We start from the raw sequence: 17,785 nt of genomic DNA on the forward strand, positions 1-17,785 counted from the left end.
CGTCAGTGCGACTCCGGCGCGAGTACCTGGTTCTCCAACTCCTCGCCCGAGTCGAGTCGGTCCACGTTCCGAGCTACGATGTCGGCGAGTCGTTCCCAGTGCTTCGGCGTGTGACCGCCCGTGTGCGGCGTTATCAGGCAGTTTTCGAGGTTCCAGAGGGGGTGGTCCTCGGGCAACGGTTCGGGGTCGGTCACGTCGAGGGCCGCGCCCCGAATCTTGTTCGACCGGAGCGCCGACACCAGCGCGTCGGTGTCCACGATGGGGCCGCGGGCGGTGTTGACGACCACGGCGTCGGTCGGCAAAGTCGCCAGTTCCTCTTCGCCGACCAGTCCCCGCGTCATGTCGTTGAGCGGGCAAGCGACGACGACGTACTCGCTCCGCGAGAAGGCGTCGTGGATGGCCTCCTCCTCGAAACCGACTACCTCGTCGGTCGGTCCGCCTTTGTCGGGGGTGTACCGGACGCCGATGGTCTCGACTTCGAAGCCGTCGAGGCGCTGGACCACGGCCTGTCCGATGGAGCCGAGACCGACCACCGTGACGGTGCTACCGGTCAGCTCGCTCGACTGGAAGTGACGCCACTCGCGGTTCTGCTTGCGCCGCCACCCTTCGTGGAGTCGGCGGGTGAACGCGAGCACGTTGCCGATGGCCTGCTCGGCGATGCCGGGGGCGTGGATACCGCCGGCGTTCGTCACGGCGACCCCGCGGTCGGCGAAAGCGTCCATCGGCACGTGGTCGGTTCCAGCGAACGTGCACGCGAACAGTTCGAGTCGGTCGGCGTCGGAGAGCAACTCCTCGTCGACGGTGATACCGGTGACGACTCGGGCGTCAGCGACGAGTTCGCGCTCCTGGGCCGGAGTTCGGGCGAGCGCGACGTTCCGGCCGGGGAGACGGTCGCGCAGTTCCTCGGCGTACGATTCCATCGACAGTCCTTCGGTCCCCTCTCGGAGGACGACTACGTCCGGGGTTTCTTGCATTGTTTTGAACTCCTGCGTCGGCCAGACGCTGGTAACTGTTCGAAGGATTGTGATACCCTAACTTAATCCTTATGTGTATCCGTCGTCAACGGGAACCGTTTACAAATAAGTGGCTGGAGCGTGTCAGTGCCGCACATGCCCGAGCCAATTCGAGATCGGCTATCCGACGTACGGCGCGAGTTCCACCGATACCCCGAACCCGCGTGGCGCGAGTTCTACACGACCCACCGACTCGTCGAGGAACTGGAGCGAATCGGGGTGGACGAACTCGCGGTCGGACCCGAAGCTTACGACCCCGGCGACCGAATGGCGGTTCCGAAAGCCGACGACGTGGACCAGTGGCTCGAACGCGCACGCGAGCGGGGTGCGGACCCCGACCTCCTCGACCGGATGGCAGGCGGGAACACGGGAGCGGTCACGGTCCTCGACTGCGGCGACGGTCCTGCGGTGGGCCTGCGAGTGGACATCGACGGCCTGTTCATCGAGGAATCGACCGACCCCGACCACGTCCCGGCCGCCGAGGGGTTCCGGTCGGAGTCCGACGAGACGATGCACGCCTGCGGCCACGACGCCCACATGACGTGGGGACTCGCCACGCTCGAAGCCGTGAAGGAAAGCGACTTCGAGGGGCGACTCGTCGTCTTCTTCCAACCGGCCGAGGAAGCGTCCGGCGGCGGACACCCGATGGCCGAGAGCCGGTTCGCCGAGGGACTGGACTACCTCTTCGCGGTCCACGTCGGCCTCGACCACCCGACCGGCGAGGTGGTGGCTGGCATCGAGAAACCGCTGGCCATGTGTCACGTCGATGCGACCATCCGGGGCACCTCGGCCCACGCCGGGAAGGCCCCGCAGGACGGCGACAACGCGATGCAGGCGCTCGGAACGGTCATCGAGAACGCCTACGCCATCCCGCGCCACGAGGACGGGATGACCCGAGTCAACGTCGGGAGGGCCGAGGCCGGGACGTCGAGCAACGTCATCGCCGAGCGCGCCGACGTCGTCGCAGAGGCCCGCGGCGAGACGACCGAACTCATGGAGTACGTCAAGGGTCGACTCACCCGGACGTTCGAGACGGCCGCCGAGATGCACGACTGTGAGGCCGAGGTCGAAATCGTGAGCGAGTCCCCGCGTGCCGACAGCGACCCCGAACTCGTGGAAGTCGTCGCCGACGTGGCCCGCGACGTCTCGGGCGTCGAGAGGGTCCTGCCGACCGCGGACTTCGGCGCGAGCGAGGACGCCACCTTCCTGATGGAGCGAGTCCAGGACGAGGGCGGATTCGCGTCGTACCTCATCGTCGGCACCGACCACCCCACGAGCCACCACACCCCGACGTTCGACGTGGACGAGCGGAGCCTCGACCACGGGGTCGCAGTGCTGACCGACTCGATACTCGCAGTCGCCGACGACGGGCCGGTAGCCCGAAGCGAGCGATGAGTTCGGACGACGGGATTCCGACCGCCGACGAGATCGTCACCCTCGACGACGTGGAGGCGGCCCGCGAGCGTCTCTCGGAGGTGGTTCACCGGACCCCGCTCGACCGTTCTACCACCTTCGCCGAGACGACCGGTGCCGCCTCGGTCGGCCTCAAACTGGAGAACGTCCAGCGAACCGGGTCGTTCAAGATTCGGGGCGCGTACAACAAGATATCCCGACTCCCGGCCGAGAGCCGCGAGCGAGGAGTCGTCGCCTCCAGCGCTGGCAACCACGCGCAGGGAGTCGCGCTCGCCGGGCGACTCTGCGACGTGGAGACGACCGTGGTCGTCCCCGAGGTGACGCCCGCCGCGAAGATCGACGCGACCCGGGGGTACGGTGCCGAGGTCGTGGTCGAGGGCGACATCTACGAGGAGTCCTACCGGCACGCGCTCGACCTCGCCGACGAGCAGGGACTCGAATTCGTCCATCCGTTCGACGACCAGGAGATAATCGCGGGTCAGGGAACCGTCGGCCTAGAACTGGTCGAGCAGTACCCCGAACTCGACACCGCCGTCGTCGCCATCGGCGGCGGGGGACTCGTCTCGGGCATCGCGACCGTCCTGAAGGCCCGCGACTCCGATACCCGAGTCGTCGGGGTCCAACCAGAGGGCGCGGCCCACGCCAAGCCGTCGCTCGAACGCGGCGAGATTCACGAACTCTCGGGGGTCGATACCGTGGCCGAGGGAATCGCCGACACCCGCCTGCTTGAGAAGACCTTCGCGGTCGTCCGCGAGCGAGTCGACGACGTGGTTTCGGTCAGCGACCGCGAGACGAGCGCCGCGGTCGCGCTCCTCGCCGAGCGCGCGAAGACGGTCGCCGAGGCCGCGGGCGCGGCCCCGCTCGCCGCAGTCCTCTCGGGCGCGGTGGACGTCGAGGACGAACACGTCGGCGTCGTCGTCTCGGGCGGGAACGTGAACCTCACCGAGCACGCCGAACTCGCGCAGGCGGGTCTCTCGGAACTCGGTCGGTACGTCGAGGTCCGACTCGCAGTGGCCGACTGGCCGGGAGACCTCGCGGCCGTCACCGAGGTCTTCGAGACTCACGGCGTCGAAGTAGAGAGGCTAGAGCGGGCGCGACGAACCGCGACCGACGACCCGAACCGCACGCCGATTACTGCGGCGGTAGCGGGGAGCGGGCCGGACCACCTCGCGGAGGTGCTGGCGGCGCTGGACGCCCTCGACGGCGTCGCGGTCGTCGACGACGACCTGCGCGAATAAGAGAGGAGAGCGACGAGACGACTACGCGACCGACGCTTTCGTTCCGGCCGCTTCGATGGCGTCGGCGAAGATGCCGATGCCGAGTTCGATTTCGCGCTCGGTCACGTCGAGCGGCGGGAGCAGGCGGATGGTCTTCGAGCCACAGCCGAGGGTGAGCAGGCCGCGCTTCAGCGACTCTTCGACCACGGCATCGCGGCGGTCTGGCGTGTCGAACTCGACCGCGAGCATCAGGCCCTTGCCCCGCACGTCTGCGACGTGGTCGGGGGCGTCGTCGCGGAGCAGTTCCTTGGCCTGTCGGCCGCGCTCGGTGGCGTTGTCGAGCAGGTCGTACTCCTCGATGGCTTCGAGGGTGAACACGCCCTGCATCGACGAGAGGATGTCGCCGCCGCCGAACGTCGAGCCGAGCCGATTCTTCTCGGAGGGGAACACGTCCGACCGAGAGATGGTGGCCCCGACCCGGAGCGCCTTGGCGCTGGAGATGACGTCGGGTTCGATGGGGTAGTGGTCGGAGGCCCACATCTCGCCGGTCCGGCCGACGCCCGACTGGATTTCGTCGACGACCAGCGGGATGTCGTACTCCTGGCAGACGTCGTTCACTTCCGTCACGAACTCCTCGTTCGGGAAGCGGTAACCGCCGACGCCCTGCACCGGTTCCATGACGAGGAAACCGACCTCCTCGGGGTTGAGGTGGCCGCCTTCGGGTTGGAGGGCGTTGCGAAGCACCGACCCCTCGCCGGTGAAGAAACCGCAATCGCAGTCGCCGTCGTCGTCGCAGAACGGCACCGTTCGAATCCCTGCGATTTCGGGGTAGTGGCGGGTGTACGTCTCGTTCGAGCGCGTGAGCGAGAGCGTCCCGAGCGTCCGGCCGTGGAAGCTGTCGGCGAACGTGAAGCCGTACTTGGCGGTCGGGTTGTGGTCGTAGGTGATCTTCATCGCGTTCTCGACCGCCTCGGCCCCCGAGTTCGAGAGGAAGACGGTGTCCATCCCGTACTGGCTCGACACGTCGACCAGTTTCTCCATCAGGTGGCTCGAACCGGGGAACTCCGAGGACTCGGGGTCATCTCCGGCCCCGAAGTACATGTCCTGGCCCGCGATCTTCATCGGTTCGACGAGGTCGAACTCGCGGAGTTTGTCGAGGACCTTCTCGTTGTCGTATCCGAGCGGCGCGGCACCGATGTGACAGGTGAAGTCGAGGAGGACGTTTCCGTCGACGTCGGTGACGAACGGCCCGTCGGCCTCGGCCGTGATGTCCCAGACGAACTCGTGGGAGTACTCGCTGGGAGCAGCGTTCTCCTTGTGAAACTGAACCCACTTCCGAGCGTTCGGTCCGGGAAGCGTGACCGGATCGGGGTCCGCGGTATCCCTATCCATACACAGAAAACGTATTCGCCGTCAATTAAAACTTGTTATTAGTCAGTCGGTCGGGGGCGATTTTCCTCGCAGTGCGACCTTCGAATTCTCGCGCTGCGGGCAGCGTTCGGGACTCTAACTGCCGGTCGGTGTTCGAGAGTCCATTTCCGGGTGGCGTTCGAGGTTCTACTGCCGACCAACGTTCGTAGCTCTGCCAACTGACAGCGCCGCGAGCGCGAACGACGCGGCTGCTACCGACCCGACCGCGAATCCGAGGCGGGCTGCGTTACCGCGAACGGATAAATGGAAATGATTCTTTAATATGTGCAATCACTCGCCTACTGATTTTTTATATTGCTCAGGGACATATCGAGGCGTGTCCGCGGAAACGCAGACGCGCCTGCTAACCGGACGACCGACCTCCAGTAGTCAGTCGTCGTCGGACGTGCCCGCTCGCTGAGCGGCCGGCGATTTCTCGGTACTGTCGACCGAACCGAATATCGTGGACCGGTCCTGTAGGAGGATGCCTCCGGACTCGGTTTGGAACGTCCTGATGAGTCCGAGCATCGCGATGAGACAGACGATGGCGAACGGCGCACCGGTGATGATGGCGGCCGACTGGAGCGCGTTCACACCGCCGACCACCATGAGGATGGACGCGACTGCACCCTGGAGCACCGCCCAGAAGACGCGGTTGATGGACGAGGGGTGTTCCTTCCCACCGGTGGTCATCATCGACACTGCCAGCGTCGAGGAGTCCGCCGAGGTGACGAAGAACGTCGTCACGAGCACGAGGAACCCGAACAGGAGGACGGAACCGACGACGGGGAGTGCACCGAACAGCACGTACCCCGACACCGCCTCGCTGTACTCGGTGATGGGGCCGAGGATGTTCGCGGCACCCGAGTTCTGCATGATGACCGCGGAACCGCCGACGATGGCGAACCACGGAATCGTCGCCATCGAAGTCGCGCCGATGCCAGCGAAGGCGACCTCACGGACGCTCCGGCCACGCGAGACGCGGGCGATGAACAGTCCGGCGAACGGTGACCACGCGAGCGGCCACAGCCAGTAGAAGACGGTCCACGCGTTCACCCACTTGTCCGGGCTAGTCTGGGTCGACTGCGTGTACAGACTCGTCATGAAGAAGTCCGAGACGAACCGACCGATGGCTTGCGTCCCCAGTTCGAGGATGCGCATCGTCGGGCCGAATATCAGGGTCGCGACCATCAGCAGCAGGAACAGGCTCATGTTGAAGTTCGACAGTCGCCGGATGCCGCGGTCGACCCCGAGTATCAACGAGACGGTGAAGATGACCGTCATCCCGGTGATGACCACGATGGTCCCGACGTCGCCCAACTCGATACCCCACTGGAAGCTCAGACCGGTGATGAACTGGCTCCCGATGAAGCCCAGCGAGGTAGCGACCCCGCCGATGGTCGCGAACACCGCGAGGATGTCGACGACCTTCCCGAGCACCCCATCGACGTTGTCGGCACCGAGAATCGGTGTCAACACCGCCGAGACGCGGAGCGGGGCGTCGTAGTTGTACACGAAGTAGCCGATTCCGAGGCCCATGACGGTGAAACACGACCACTGAGTCAGACTCCAGTGGAAGATGGAGTACTGCACCGCGACGGGCATCGCGGCCGCGGACTCCGCCGAGACGTCGTACATCGGTGGAACCGACGAGTAGTGGAACAGCGCTTCCGCGGGCCCCCAGAAGACGATACCCGCCGCCAGTCCGGCGGAGTACATCATCGCGAAGTACGAGAAGTAACTGTACTCCGGGTCCTCGTCGCCGAGTCTGAGTTTCCCCCACGGACCGAAGATGAGGAATCCGAGGAAGAGGACGAACGAGAGCATGACCAGGAGGAAGAACCAGTTGAAGTGGGCCAGAATCCAGACGCGGATTCCGTCGACGGTGTCGTAGGCCGCGTCCGGACTCAGCGAGAACGCGACCACGAACAGGAGCGTGATGGCCGCCCCGAACGCGAAGATGGTCGGTTCGATTTCGTCGAAGAACTCCTCGACCATTCCTTGGTCGCCGGCCGGACTCACGGCGACTCACCCGGTTGGACGAGGTCCGACGAGTCGGTCACGACGCCCGCCCGCGGGAGACGAACGCCAAGGCGAGAAATCGCCCGTGTACTGTTCACTCTCTGTCTAGTGTAACCGTTAGAGCTGTATTTCATGTTATATCCCCTCACTGACCATGACTCTCGGTGTCGTACGTCACTGTAGTCGTGAATTATCGTGATAAACGTTACGATTACTGAACCCGGCGAGAACGAAATGTGTTTACAGCACCTAGTTAAATACGTAATCTGTATACGATCAAAACAGTCATTATAAGCAAAAGTAGCGAGACGGAACTACCGACTCGAGAGGTCGAAACGATAGGTCCACAGGATATTTACTGTAACTAACGACGACAGTTTTGAAACATATACGGTAAACACTATCCGTAAATGACTTCGCCTGAAGAACTCCGGTCACAACTCTCACGACGACTACTCGGTCGTATTCTCGGCTCGACCTCCCGAAACTCGCCGTGATTTCGTAAAGTCCGTAACTCTTAATCAGTTTCGTATACATATTCTGTGTATGAATGATACACACGAGGAATCCGACCGCGACTCGCTCACCTACTCGGCCGACCGCGGCCGCGGCATCCTCACCCCGAGCGACAGGGAGTTCCTGCTCGAACGGAAGACCGACTACACCGAACATTCGAAGAAGCAGAAGCGAAATCGGATTCGACGGCGCATCCGAAACGCCATCCTCGACTTCTCGATTCTGTTCGAACACCTCGAGGACCGCGACCGGGAGACGGTGTTCAACCCCGACGACGACGCGCGAGACGCCTACACGCAGGGGATCACCGACATGCTGGCGTTCCTCCACCTCGGGACGATGGGGTACTACACCCCGTTCAAGGATATGCTCGCGGAGGGCGTCAACAAGGCCGAACAGGAGCTCGCGGGGTCGGACTACCGCATGGTGACCGTCGACTTCAACGTCGACCCGGTCGGCCAAATCGACGTAGACGAGGTCATCGACAAGCTCGAGTTCGGTGACTTCGAGGAGGTCACCGACGAGGAACTACGCGCCTTCGTCCGACTCCTCTCGGAGTCCGACGACTTCTCCGCGACGTCGCTCCGCACGGAGATGAAAGAACAGATGACCGAGTTCATCGAGCAGGTCAACGCCGCGGCCGAACAGCGCGACCAGCGAATCGAAGAGCTCAACGACTGAGTGGCTCTACTCGCCGAGGTACGCCTCGGCGTCGAGTTCGACGCGAACGTCGCCCGGAAGCCGCGAGACCTCGACGCAGACCCGCGCGGGCGGGTCGTTCGGGAACATCGCGCCGTAGGCCTCGTTCACTCGGTCGTAGTCGTCCAAGTCCGTCAGGTAGACCGTCACTTTGACCACGTCGTCGAGGCCGTCGCCACCGGCCTCCCTGACGACCGCGGCGACGTTCTCCAGGACCTGCTCGGTCTGGGCCTGTACGTCGCCCTCGATTTCCTCGCCCGTCTCGGGGTCTACCGGGCCGTAGCCGGAGACTTTCAGGGTGTCGCCAGCCAGCACGCCCTGCGAGTAGGGGTTGTCGTTTCGCGGTGCCTCGTCGGTGACGATTCGCTCGGTGTTGCTCATGTTCAGATGCGGGAAAACGGATAGTCGGTCTCAGGCGCTGGGCTTCTGTGCGGCGGTGACCTCACGAACCACGTCGGTAATCACGTTCATCGCCGTCTCGGCGAGTTCCTCCGTGAGGACCAGCGGCGGGAGCAGGCGGAGGACGTTGCCGTGACGGCCCGCCTTCCAGACGAGGACCCCGCGCTCGTAACAGTGCTGTTGAACCGCGGTCGCGGCGTCGTCGTCCGGGTTGCCCTCCTCGTCGACGAACTCCGCGCCGACGAACAGACCCTTGCCTCGGACCTCGGCGAGTCGGTCGGTGTCGGCCGCGACTTCTTCGAGTCGGTCGCAGATGTACTGGCCGACTTCACGGCCGTGGGCTAACAGGTCGTGTTCCTGAATGTACTCGATGGCTCGGGTACCCGCCCGCATCGCCACGACGTGACCCCGGTAGGTCCCGGCGTGGTCGCCCGACCCCCACGTGTCGAGGTCTTCGTGGTACATCGTCGCCGAGAGCGGGAAACCGACGCCGCCGAGCGCCTTGGCCGAGGTCATCACGTCGGGCGTCACGTCGTACCACTCGCTGGCCCACCACTGGCCGGAGCGACCGAGGCCGCTCTGAATCTCGTCGAAGACCAGCGTCACGTCGTTGTCGTCGGCGAGGTCGCGCAGTCCCTGGAGGAAACCCTCCGGGGGCGCGACGACGCCGCCCTCGCCCTGAATCGGCTCGACGAAGATTCCTGCGGGGTTCGCCAACCCGCCGTAGGGGTCTTCGAGGATGGCCTGCACCTCTTCGAGCGCGTGGTCCACTGCCTCTTGGGAACTCTTGCCCTGCTCGAACGGGTTGGGGTACGGTGCGTGAACCACGTCCGAGAGCAGGGGCGTGTAGTTGTCCTTGAAGCCCTTGTTGCCGGTGAGGCTCATCGCACCACTGGTCGCGCCGTGGTACGCGCCCCGGAACGCGATGAGGCCGTCGCCGCCCGAGTTGTACTTCGCCAGTTTGATGGCCGCCTCGATGGAGTCGCTCCCGGTCGGGCCGCCGAAGACGACTTTGTTGTTCCCCTGAAGCGCCCCCGGCGCGATTTCGTCGAGTTTCTCGATGAGTTCGAGTCGCGCCTCGGTCGGGAAGTCGACTGTGTGGACGAGTTTGTCGGCCTGTTCGTGGACCGCGTCGAGCACGTACGGGTTGGCGTGGCCGACGTTCAGCACGCCGATGCCCGCGAACATGTCGATGAAGGTGTTGCCGTCGGCGTCCCGAACCGTCGCACCCTTCCCCTCCTCGAAGGCGATGGGGATATCCTCGGGGTACGCGACCGCGCTACTGTCGATGTTGCGCTGTTTCTCCAGCAGGCGTTTCGAGTTCGGCCCCGGAACCGCGTCGAGGCTCGGTGCATCCTCGTAGTGGAGTTCGTCGATCGGTGGTCCAGCCGTCATACGAGTACGCATGGGAAATAACCATAAATAGTTTATCCACGCTTTCTATCTAAGGCGTATACAGTAACTGATTATTAGATGTTCTCGTTCCCAGAAATAGGATACAGCATATACAATAATCGTAACCACTTTACTCCTGCACGAAGGATTGTCGTGGCAATGCTACGCACAGAGGGGCCGCTTCTCACTATCGACGTGAGCGCGAGGGAAACCCGCACCGAATCTATCGACGACGTGCTCGAATCGTTCGTCGGCGGCCGCGGCGTCGGGACGAAACTGGCCCACGACCGCGTTCCGTTCGACGTCGATCCGCTCGGCCCGGACAACAGCCTGTTCTTCACGACGGGGCCGATGCAGATGTCGAACATGAGCTTCACCGGTCGGACGAACTGTACCGGCGTCTCACCACTGACCGACGGACTGATCTCCTCGAACGCCGGCGGGTTCATGTCCCGACACGTCGCCGACACCGGGGCCGCCGCGGTCGAAATCGCTGGCGAGAGCGACGACCTGCTCGTCGTCCACGTCACCGACGGGGCTGACGAACCACGGTCGTCAGGCAGCGAGACTCCGTCTCGCCCGCGCGTGGAGTTCGAGGAAGTCCCGAACCTCGAAGGCGCCACGGTGCCCGAAACCTGCGAGTACATCGAGGAGAGCCGTGGACTGGACGCCGAACACGTCGCCTGCATCGGTCCGGCGGGCGAAAACGGGGTCCGGTTCGCCTCCATCATGACGACCGAGGAACGCGCCTTCGGCCGCGGCGGTCTCGGGGCCGTCCTCGGCGCGAAGAACGTCAAGGCCGTCACCTTCGACGGGGACTCGAGCCCGGACGTCGATATTCCCGCGACCCAGATGGAGATTCACCGCGAGGCCGCCACCGAGGACCACATCATGAAGCGACAGGGCACCGTCGCGGTCATGGACCTCGCTAACGAGATGGACGGCCTGCCCTCCTACTACTTCTCCGAGCAGTCGTTCGAGGGTGCCGAGGGCATCAACGGTGACGCCGTCGAGGAGAAGAAGTACAAGAAGGGGACGTGTTCGGCCTGCGCGTTCGCCTGTAAACTCCCGACCAAGGACGAGGCGGCGGGCGTCGAAACCGAGGGTCCCGAGTTCGAGACCGCGATGGCGTTCGGGTCGAACGCGGGCGTCGACGACATCGTGGACGTGATGAAGTCCAACGAACTCTGCGACCGATACGGCCTCGACGCCATCTCGGCCGGAAACACGGTGTCGGCGTATCTCGCCAGCGAAGACGAGTTCGGCAACGAAGACCTGGTTCACGACCTCGTGGAGAAGATCGCCCACCGCGAGGGCGTCGGAGACCTGCTCGCGGAGGGCATCGACCGCGCTCACGAGGAGTTGGGCGTCGAGAACTGGACGGTCAAGAGCATGGACTTCGCCGGCCACGAAGGCCGCGTCCTCCACGGACAGGGCCTCTCGTACGCGGTCGCCAACCGCGGGGCCGACCACATGTACGCGACCTTCTACTCGGTCGAGTATCCCCTCGTCTCCAAGGACGAGGCCATGGAACCCGAGGGATTCGAGGGCAAGCCCGAGCGACTGGTCGAGCGCGAGAACCTCATGGCGCTCAACGACAGCGGCATCGTCTGCAAGTTCTCCCGGGACTTCATGACCCCCGGTCGGTACGAGGCGTTGTTCGACGCCGACTACGACGACCTCCTCGACGTCGGGAATCGGACCGTGACTCTCGAACGACACTTCAACAACCAGCGCGGGTTCGACCGCGACGACGACCGACTGCCCTACGACATCGACGGTCTCGGCGAGGCGCTCGACGAGTACTACGAGGTTCGTGGGTGGGAAGAAGACGGCGTGGTTCCGGACGAGCAGGTTTCCGACGAGACGATGTCGGCGTAGTCTCCACTCGGCTTCTACCGGCAGTTCGCACTCGCTCACTCTCTGCCGAACTTCGTCCGGTCCACGGTTCGAAGCTCACCGTCCTCGTACGGACCTCCAGGACGAATCGGCGGTTCAGATCGTCGAGAGAGTTCCGATCGGTGCGACGTAGCGGGAACGTTAATTGTTAATAGTTAACTAATATCGTAGAGTAGGCCAGCCATGGCATCCGATGGCGAATCCCCAATCGCCGAACTCGATTCCGACGAGTTCCGCGAACTGGGATACCGGACGGTGGACCTGATTGCCGACTACTACGAGACCATCGAGGGCCGTCCCGTCTACGTGCAGGCGAGTCCCGAAGACGTCGTCGCGGCCTTCGAGGAACCGCTCCCCGAGGAGGGCGAGGACCCGGAAGCGATTCTGGACGCCGTCGAAGAGCGCGTCGTCCCGTACGCGACTCACAACCCCTCGCCACGGTACTTCGGGTTCGTGATGGGGTCGGGAACCCCGCTGGCTCCGCTGGCCGACGCCATCGCGGCGACGGTCAACATGAACACGGGTGGCTGGCATCCCGCACCTTCCGGAACCGAGGTCGAACGCCGATGCGTCCGGTGGCTGGCCGAAGCTATCGGCTACCCGACCGACACCGGTGGTCTGCTGACCAGCGGTGGGACGATGGCTAACTTCACCGCCCTCATGTCCGGTCTGCGCGACCGGACCGGCTACGAGACGACAGGAGCGGGATTACAGGGCGACGACCGACCGCGATACACCCTCTACGTGGCCGACCACGAGGGCCACTCCAGCGTCGTCCGGGTCGCGGACATGCTGAACCTCGGCCGAGACGCCGTGCAGCGAGTGCCGAGCAACGAGGACTTCACCATGGACGTGGACGCCTTGGAGCGAATGCTGGAGGCCGACGAGGACGAGGGGGACCAACCCTTCTGCGTCGTCGGTCAAGCGGGGTCCATCAACGTGAGCGCGATCGACCCGCTCGACCGGATTGCCGACGTGTGCGCGGAGCGCGACCTCTGGTTCCACGTCGATGGGGCCTGCGGGGCCGTGGGCGCGATGGTCCCCGAGTTCGAGTCGCGGTACGCGGGGATGGAGCAGGCCGACTCCGTGACCCTCGACCCGCACAAGTGGCTGTTCGTCCCCTACGAGTGCGGGGCGGTTCTCGTCCGCGACCGCGACGTGCTGGCGAAGACCTTCTCGATGCACGCCTCGTATCTCCGGGGTTCGGTCGCGGAGACCCCCGAAGAGTTCGACTACTACGAGTTCGGTCCGCAGATATCCCGCGGGTTCCGCGCACTGAAACTCTGGGCGAGCCTGAAGCACTACGGACTGGAGGGGTACCGCGAGCTACTGCGGAAGAGCGTCGATTGCGCCGTCCACCTCGACGGTCTCGTCCGCTCGCACGACGACTTCGTCGCGGTGCAGGAGCCGAACCTCTTCATCTACTCCTTCCGCTACGTCCCGACGGACATCGGGGAGACGCTGGCCGCCCCGCCAGCGGTCCCGCTGGAGCGGGTCCACGAGTACCTCGACGAACTGAACCAGGCCATCACGGACGAAGTCGTACAGAGCGGACTCGCGTTCCTCACGACGACGACCATCCGCCAGAGGCGCGCCCTCCGAACGTCTATCTGCAGTCACAGGACGACCGAAGAGGACATCGAGACGGTGTTCGACGCGCTGGCGGAGACCGGAGCGCGACTGGACGAGGAGTGGCGCGAGAGCGCGAGTCTCCCGGTCTGACTGGGGACTGGCAGTCGCGACTTTCATCGAGGGTTCCGAGTTCGCCCACCGATTCGCCGAGTTCGGTCCGCCAACTCGGCGAATCGCCGAGCCAGTCGGCTCTCGGGAGCGACCCGACTCACTGGCACGCCGCTTCGCTGTGCCCGGCGAATCCGGTCGTCGTCGGGAATCGCCACGACCGGCGCGCCGAGCGCCCGCCGGACCTGGTCGGTCGGGGGTCGCTCGCCAGTCCGATTCAGCGCGACCGCGGCCAGTCCCGCGTCGAGTTCGCGGGCGAGTTCGCGCGTCCGGAGGGCGTCGGCCAGCGCGAACTCGTGCGGTGACGTGACGAGGACCGTGGCGTCGGCCGCGAGGAGTGGCATCCCGGCGTCGGCGGCCATCCCCGCGGGGCAGTCGAGGACGACCCTACCGTAGGCGTCCTCGACCGCTTCGACGGCCGCGACCAAGGCGGTCACGTCGCCAGCGCGCGCTCCGGCAAGCGTTCGCCCGCACGGAAGCAGGCGCACGGGACCGTCCTCGCGGACGACTTCGACCGGGTCGGCGCGCTCGGCCAGCACGTCGTGGAGGTCCGGGCCGCGCCGGGCGGCGAGGTCGGCCATGGCGAGGTCGGCGTCCACGACCACGGCGTCGAGTTCCGCGCCGAGGTTGAGCGCGACGGTGGACTTGCCGACGCCGCCCTTCCCGCCCGCGACGGCCAGAATCACGGCGACCACCGCGGGTCGCGGGACTCGCCGTTCGACTCGCTTCGCGGTCGTTCGCACGAGTCGCGTCGCGCCCGTTCGGACGAACTGCGTCGCAGTCGTTCGATTCGACTTGCGACTGCCCGGATTGCGGGACGGTCTTCGGGGGACGGTTCCGACCGCGACTCCCCACCGTGGTCCGCCCGCTCCTCGACGGCCGACAGCCACGATTCGACCGGTTCGGGGACGTTCGGTTCGGGAATCGAGACGCGTTCGGAACTGGACTGCGGCGCAGGTACCGCGTCGGCGGGCGGTCGCGGGTCGCCGAGCGCCCGGACGACGCTTTCCGGAGTCGCGTCGGCGTCGAAGGTGTCGGAGTCACCCTCAGCCTCGGACTCCCCGGCGCGCTCGCTCCAGACGAGTTCGGCCGGGGGTTCCGCGCTGGATTCGACGGGGACGGGACTCGCGTATCCGAGCGCGCGCCGCCCGCCGGACGCGACGACGCCCTCGTACCCGCCGTCGTCCCACCCGGCCGCGGAGACGCCCTCGCGGCGTGGAGGCCAAACCGCGGCGTCGAGGCGGTTTCCGACCCGGATTCGCCGGGCGGTGGCTGTCGGGTTTCGGACGACGAGTTCGACGAGCGAGATTCCGGCGCGCGATTCGACGCGCCAGTCGAGTTCGACCATGGCCCGGATTCGTCCTGTCTTCGGTGATAAAGTTGGGCGCAGGGTCGGTTTCGAGAGTCCCGGTCGTTTGCTGTACGTGGCTGGAACCAGCGTCGGAGTCGAAGTTAGAATAGATTTTTAGAGAGCCCCGCCCACGGTGGTCCGAGCCCCCGCCCACGGTTGTCTGGTCGGCCGGCTATCGCTCGGTGGACCGTTCCACCCGGCGCGCGCTGGCGCGGTCGGCGGGAGCGAAGCGAGGAGCGGGAGGTTCTAGGCCGTCGCGGTGCCGTGCTGTGCGGTTGCGGAGACTCCGTGACTCACGGAGTAGCGAGCGAATTCGCCGGTTCGACCCCCGTCAGGCGATTCCTTTCGAGCGGTAGAACGCTCCGACGAGAAACAAAATAACATCTTTCGGAATCTTTTGTGTCATATAAAGAAATGAAAATACGGTCAAAGACCAACTACAGGCGTGTCTAACCATCGGGACGCTTCCTCGACGCTACCGAAGGAATCGACGCCACGAACCAGCACGACCGGAGCGTCCATCTCCGCGGCGCGAGCGACCGCGAGCGCGGTCTCGACCGGTCCGCCGACGCTCGCGCCGTCCGGAACCGCGTCACGAGCGTCGGCGAACGCGTCCCGCATCCCGTCGGCGAGACGTTCGCGGGCCGCCCGCCGGAGGTTGCTCTCGCGGTCCGCCAGACGGAGGCGTTCCCGGCGGCGCTCGCGGTTCGCTCGCGCTCTCTCACGGGCGCGCGCGAGCGCCTGTTCGGCCGCGATGCGCTCGGTTTCGACCTCCGAGAGGCGGCGGGTCGCGTCTTCGAGTTCGGTCTCGGCCGCGTCCATGTCGACGGCCGTCCCCGCGGACGCCTCGCGGAGCGCCTGCACGCGACCTCGGAGGGTAGCGACTCGCTCGCGCAGTTCCTCCGCGGCGTCACTCGCGTCCGCGACCCGACGACGGGCGCGTTCGAGGTCGATTTCCGACACGTCCAGCGCGTCGAGGCGGTCCCGGACCGCGGCGAGTTCGTCGGCCTGCGGAGCAGTCCGGCCCCGCGAGCGCGCGGCCGCCGCGAGGGCGGGTCGGAGCGAGAGGTCCATCTCGGCGCGAATCACGCCGACGTGTTCGTGGACGGGACCGGGGTCCGGGCAGTCGATAGCGACGGTGGGGTCGTCACCGTTCTCGCCGCGAATCGCGTCTACGACCGTCGTCGCGTCGACATCGACGTCTCGAAGGTCGATGGCTCGGCCGATTCGGGTCTCCCCGGCGAGTCGCACCTTCATAAGTCGGCGTCGTGCATCGAGTCGAGGTCCGGATGGTCGGTGCCGACCGCGAACTTCGCGTAGGGCGTACTCGGATGCTCGCGGTCCTCGTAGGCCGCGGCGGCGTCCCGAACCGACTCGGGCACGTCCTCGAACTCGTTGAACGGCGCGGTTCGCTCGACCTGCACGTCTCCGGCGTGCTTCGCCCGGAGGCGAAGCGCGAGGAACGCTCCGAGTTCGGTCGCCTCCAGCAGTGCCGCCCGGCCGAATCGCTGGACGACGGTCTCTTCGTGTCCGTTACAGACGTTTCGGAGCGTCTGGCGCGCGGCCTGCGAGTACGTGACGACCAGCAACACGGCAGTAGATTGCACCGGTAGCCGGTTTAAAATTACGCTATCTGCTCCGTACCGTCCACTCGCCGTCGTCGAGTTCGACCACCGTGTCGAACAGCGACGTGAGCGTGCTGACGGTCTGCTGGTCGCAGGCGTCGGGGTCGAGGTGGAAGTGGGCGGTCACGTCGGCCGCGTCGAACCGGCCCGTCAGGACGTGGAGGAACTTGTAGACGGTCTGGAGGTCGCCGTACTGGAGTAGCGCGGTCAGCGAGTCGAAGCAGGCGACGGTCGGGTTGCCGTCGGTGCCCCACTCCTTGAGAATCTCGCTGAGTTTGATTCCGAGACCGGTCAGGTCGCCGGGATTCGAGAGGGTCACTACTACGTCGTCGCCCTGCGTCGGGCCAGTGACGTTACCCGCGGCCGTTTTCGCCGAACGAGTCGTCTCGCCGACGCTAACTACCCGCAGGTTTCGGGGTTGCTTGCCCGCGCGTGCCAACCAGTCGTTGATACACGCGTCTGGCGAGCGAGCGTACGTGACCCAGAGGACGTTCCCCTCGGCAGGGTCGTCGAACGTGAGGAGGTCGAGACACGCGTCGTCGGTCGCCGAGTGCAGCGACGGCGCGAGCAACAGGACGCAGGCCGCTCGCTCGACGTCGCTTTCGAGTGACGTTCGTTCGTCGTGTCCCTTGGATTGCATCGGTAGTGTCGTTTTGTCCCGTTTCGACCCTGGATTGGTGATACGTCCGAACGAGTTCTTCTAAGGGAACCTAGTTTATTTATTTTCCCCTCTGAATTACCCAATTCGTGACGTGTCAACCGAGTTGGTCTATCTCGAACTCTAGTTCGTCCGAATCGAGCACGTCGGTCACTCGCTTTCGGGCCTGGGCCCGCGACTCTGCGACGACGACCAGTCCCTCTGCACGCTCCGCACCCGACGCCCGGTAGGCCGTCAACTCCTCGTCCTCGAACTCGGTGGCGTACGTCCGGAGGACGTTCAGGACGCGCCGTTCGGTCGCGCCGAGGTCGGTCTCACCCGACTCGAAGTCGGCCAGCGCGTCCTCGATGTTGCGGAGTGCGGAGATGCGGTCCATGATCAAGTCGTGATGGTTGGTACTCTGTATCGACCTCGCGTCACGGTCACGT

Annotated in this window: 16 protein-coding genes; 5 read left to right on the forward strand and 11 right to left on the reverse strand. The window is 65.2% G+C overall.

The features are described 5' to 3' along the window. Window positions 1-2: 2 nt before the first annotated feature. Window positions 3-974: an NAD(P)-dependent oxidoreductase gene (locus E2484_RS17875; RefSeq protein ID WP_137286546.1), complete on the reverse strand. Its 972-nt coding sequence runs from the start codon at window positions 972-974 to the stop codon at window positions 3-5. Window positions 975-1,109: 135 nt separating this feature from the next. Here E2484_RS17875 and E2484_RS17880 point away from each other — a divergent pair, with 135 nt between their 5' ends. Both E2484_RS17880 and ilvA read left to right on the forward strand, forming a co-directional pair. Further along, complete coding sequence (locus tag E2484_RS17880) at window positions 1,110-2,408, forward strand: amidohydrolase (protein WP_137286547.1); 1,299 nt, start codon at window positions 1,110-1,112, stop codon at window positions 2,406-2,408. Further along, window positions 2,405-3,664 carry a threonine ammonia-lyase gene (gene ilvA / locus E2484_RS17885; protein ID WP_137286548.1) on the forward strand — a complete coding sequence of 420 codons (1,260 nt, stop codon included), beginning with the start codon at window positions 2,405-2,407 and terminating at the stop codon, window positions 3,662-3,664. Before E2484_RS17880 ends, ilvA begins: the two co-directional genes overlap by 4 nt. 21 nt (window positions 3,665-3,685) lie before the next feature. Here the strand turns inward: ilvA and E2484_RS17890 are convergent, their stop codons facing one another. Then, window positions 3,686-5,035 (reverse strand): aminotransferase class III-fold pyridoxal phosphate-dependent enzyme, encoded by a 1,350-nt coding sequence (locus E2484_RS17890; RefSeq protein WP_137286549.1) that lies wholly within the window; start codon window positions 5,033-5,035, stop codon window positions 3,686-3,688. A gap of 408 nt (window positions 5,036-5,443) precedes the next feature. After that, complete coding sequence (locus E2484_RS17895; protein ID WP_137286703.1) at window positions 5,444-7,051, reverse strand: BCCT family transporter; 1,608 nt, start codon at window positions 7,049-7,051, stop codon at window positions 5,444-5,446. A 570-nt stretch (window positions 7,052-7,621) separates the two neighbouring features. Between E2484_RS17895 and E2484_RS17900 the strand changes: the two genes are divergently transcribed. Next, window positions 7,622-8,272: a hypothetical protein gene (locus tag E2484_RS17900; protein WP_137286550.1), complete on the forward strand. Its 651-nt coding sequence runs from the start codon at window positions 7,622-7,624 to the stop codon at window positions 8,270-8,272. Window positions 8,273-8,278: 6 nt separating this feature from the next. Here E2484_RS17900 and E2484_RS17905 read toward each other — a convergent pair whose 3' ends face one another. Together E2484_RS17905 and E2484_RS17910 are read right to left on the reverse strand one after the other, a co-directional pair. Beyond that, entirely contained in the window at window positions 8,279-8,671 is a 393-nt protein-coding gene (locus tag E2484_RS17905) for a Rid family detoxifying hydrolase (RefSeq protein ID WP_137286551.1), read from the reverse strand. Between the two features lie 30 nt (window positions 8,672-8,701). Further along, window positions 8,702-10,084, reverse strand: a complete 1,383-nt coding sequence (locus E2484_RS17910; RefSeq protein ID WP_137286552.1) for an aspartate aminotransferase family protein — start codon at window positions 10,082-10,084, stop codon at window positions 8,702-8,704. A 159-nt stretch (window positions 10,085-10,243) separates the two neighbouring features. Here E2484_RS17910 and E2484_RS17915 point away from each other — a divergent pair, with 159 nt between their 5' ends. Beyond that, window positions 10,244-11,965 (forward strand): aldehyde ferredoxin oxidoreductase family protein, encoded by a 1,722-nt coding sequence (locus E2484_RS17915; protein WP_137286553.1) that lies wholly within the window; start codon window positions 10,244-10,246, stop codon window positions 11,963-11,965. Between the two features lie 201 nt (window positions 11,966-12,166). Continuing rightward, window positions 12,167-13,705 (forward strand): pyridoxal phosphate-dependent decarboxylase family protein, encoded by a 1,539-nt coding sequence (locus E2484_RS17920; protein WP_137286554.1) that lies wholly within the window; start codon window positions 12,167-12,169, stop codon window positions 13,703-13,705. Between the two features lie 23 nt (window positions 13,706-13,728). On the opposite strand, the gene E2484_RS17925 is transcribed toward E2484_RS17920, so the two are convergent. From E2484_RS17925 to E2484_RS17950, 6 genes are all read right to left on the reverse strand, one after another. Continuing rightward, complete coding sequence (locus E2484_RS17925; protein ID WP_137286555.1) at window positions 13,729-14,409, reverse strand: MinD/ParA family ATP-binding protein; 681 nt, start codon at window positions 14,407-14,409, stop codon at window positions 13,729-13,731. Continuing rightward, a complete protein-coding gene (locus E2484_RS17930; RefSeq protein ID WP_137286556.1) occupies window positions 14,406-15,071 on the reverse strand; it encodes a DUF7857 domain-containing protein in 666 nt (221 codons plus the stop codon). Before E2484_RS17930 ends, E2484_RS17925 begins: the two co-directional genes overlap by 4 nt. A gap of 429 nt (window positions 15,072-15,500) precedes the next feature. After that, on the reverse strand, window positions 15,501-16,331 hold the full coding sequence (locus tag E2484_RS17935; RefSeq protein ID WP_137286557.1) for a DUF7856 family protein: 831 nt from the start codon (window positions 16,329-16,331) through the stop codon (window positions 15,501-15,503). Next, window positions 16,328-16,666, reverse strand: a complete 339-nt coding sequence (locus tag E2484_RS17940) for a DUF7855 family protein (protein WP_137286704.1) — start codon at window positions 16,664-16,666, stop codon at window positions 16,328-16,330. Before E2484_RS17940 ends, E2484_RS17935 begins: the two co-directional genes overlap by 4 nt. A gap of 37 nt (window positions 16,667-16,703) precedes the next feature. Next, a complete protein-coding gene (locus E2484_RS17945) occupies window positions 16,704-17,339 on the reverse strand; it encodes a DUF7504 family protein (RefSeq protein ID WP_321112712.1) in 636 nt (211 codons plus the stop codon). Between the two features lie 115 nt (window positions 17,340-17,454). Beyond that, window positions 17,455-17,733 (reverse strand): DUF7854 family protein, encoded by a 279-nt coding sequence (locus E2484_RS17950; RefSeq protein WP_137286558.1) that lies wholly within the window; start codon window positions 17,731-17,733, stop codon window positions 17,455-17,457. Between the last annotated feature and the right edge of the window lie 52 nt (window positions 17,734-17,785).

Source organism: Halorussus salinisoli, assembly GCA_005239435.1.
In the GTDB taxonomy this organism is placed as follows: Archaea; Halobacteriota; Halobacteria; order Halobacteriales; family Haladaptataceae; genus Halorussus; species Halorussus salinisoli.

Excerpts from the sequence above, each read along its gene's own strand:
- E2484_RS17875 (WP_137286546.1), bottom strand. The coding sequence starts at position 974 with ATGCAAGAAACCCCGGACGTAGTCGTCCTCCGAGAGGGGACCGAAGGA.
- E2484_RS17880 (WP_137286547.1), top strand. The coding sequence starts at position 1,110 with ATGCCCGAGCCAATTCGAGATCGGCTATCCGACGTACGGCGCGAGTTC.
- ilvA (WP_137286548.1), top strand. The coding sequence starts at position 2,405 with ATGAGTTCGGACGACGGGATTCCGACCGCCGACGAGATCGTCACCCTC.
- E2484_RS17890 (WP_137286549.1), bottom strand. The coding sequence starts at position 5,035 with ATGGATAGGGATACCGCGGACCCCGATCCGGTCACGCTTCCCGGACCG.
- E2484_RS17895 (WP_137286703.1), bottom strand. The coding sequence starts at position 7,051 with ATGGTCGAGGAGTTCTTCGACGAAATCGAACCGACCATCTTCGCGTTC.
- E2484_RS17900 (WP_137286550.1), top strand. The coding sequence starts at position 7,622 with ATGAATGATACACACGAGGAATCCGACCGCGACTCGCTCACCTACTCG.
- E2484_RS17905 (WP_137286551.1), bottom strand. The coding sequence starts at position 8,671 with ATGAGCAACACCGAGCGAATCGTCACCGACGAGGCACCGCGAAACGAC.
- E2484_RS17910 (WP_137286552.1), bottom strand. The coding sequence starts at position 10,084 with ATGACGGCTGGACCACCGATCGACGAACTCCACTACGAGGATGCACCG.
- E2484_RS17915 (WP_137286553.1), top strand. The coding sequence starts at position 10,244 with ATGCTACGCACAGAGGGGCCGCTTCTCACTATCGACGTGAGCGCGAGG.
- E2484_RS17920 (WP_137286554.1), top strand. The coding sequence starts at position 12,167 with ATGGCATCCGATGGCGAATCCCCAATCGCCGAACTCGATTCCGACGAG.
- E2484_RS17930 (WP_137286556.1), bottom strand. The coding sequence starts at position 15,071 with ATGGTCGAACTCGACTGGCGCGTCGAATCGCGCGCCGGAATCTCGCTC.
- E2484_RS17935 (WP_137286557.1), bottom strand. The coding sequence starts at position 16,331 with ATGAAGGTGCGACTCGCCGGGGAGACCCGAATCGGCCGAGCCATCGAC.
- E2484_RS17945 (WP_321112712.1), bottom strand. The coding sequence starts at position 17,339 with ATGCAATCCAAGGGACACGACGAACGAACGTCACTCGAAAGCGACGTC.
- E2484_RS17950 (WP_137286558.1), bottom strand. The coding sequence starts at position 17,733 with ATGGACCGCATCTCCGCACTCCGCAACATCGAGGACGCGCTGGCCGAC.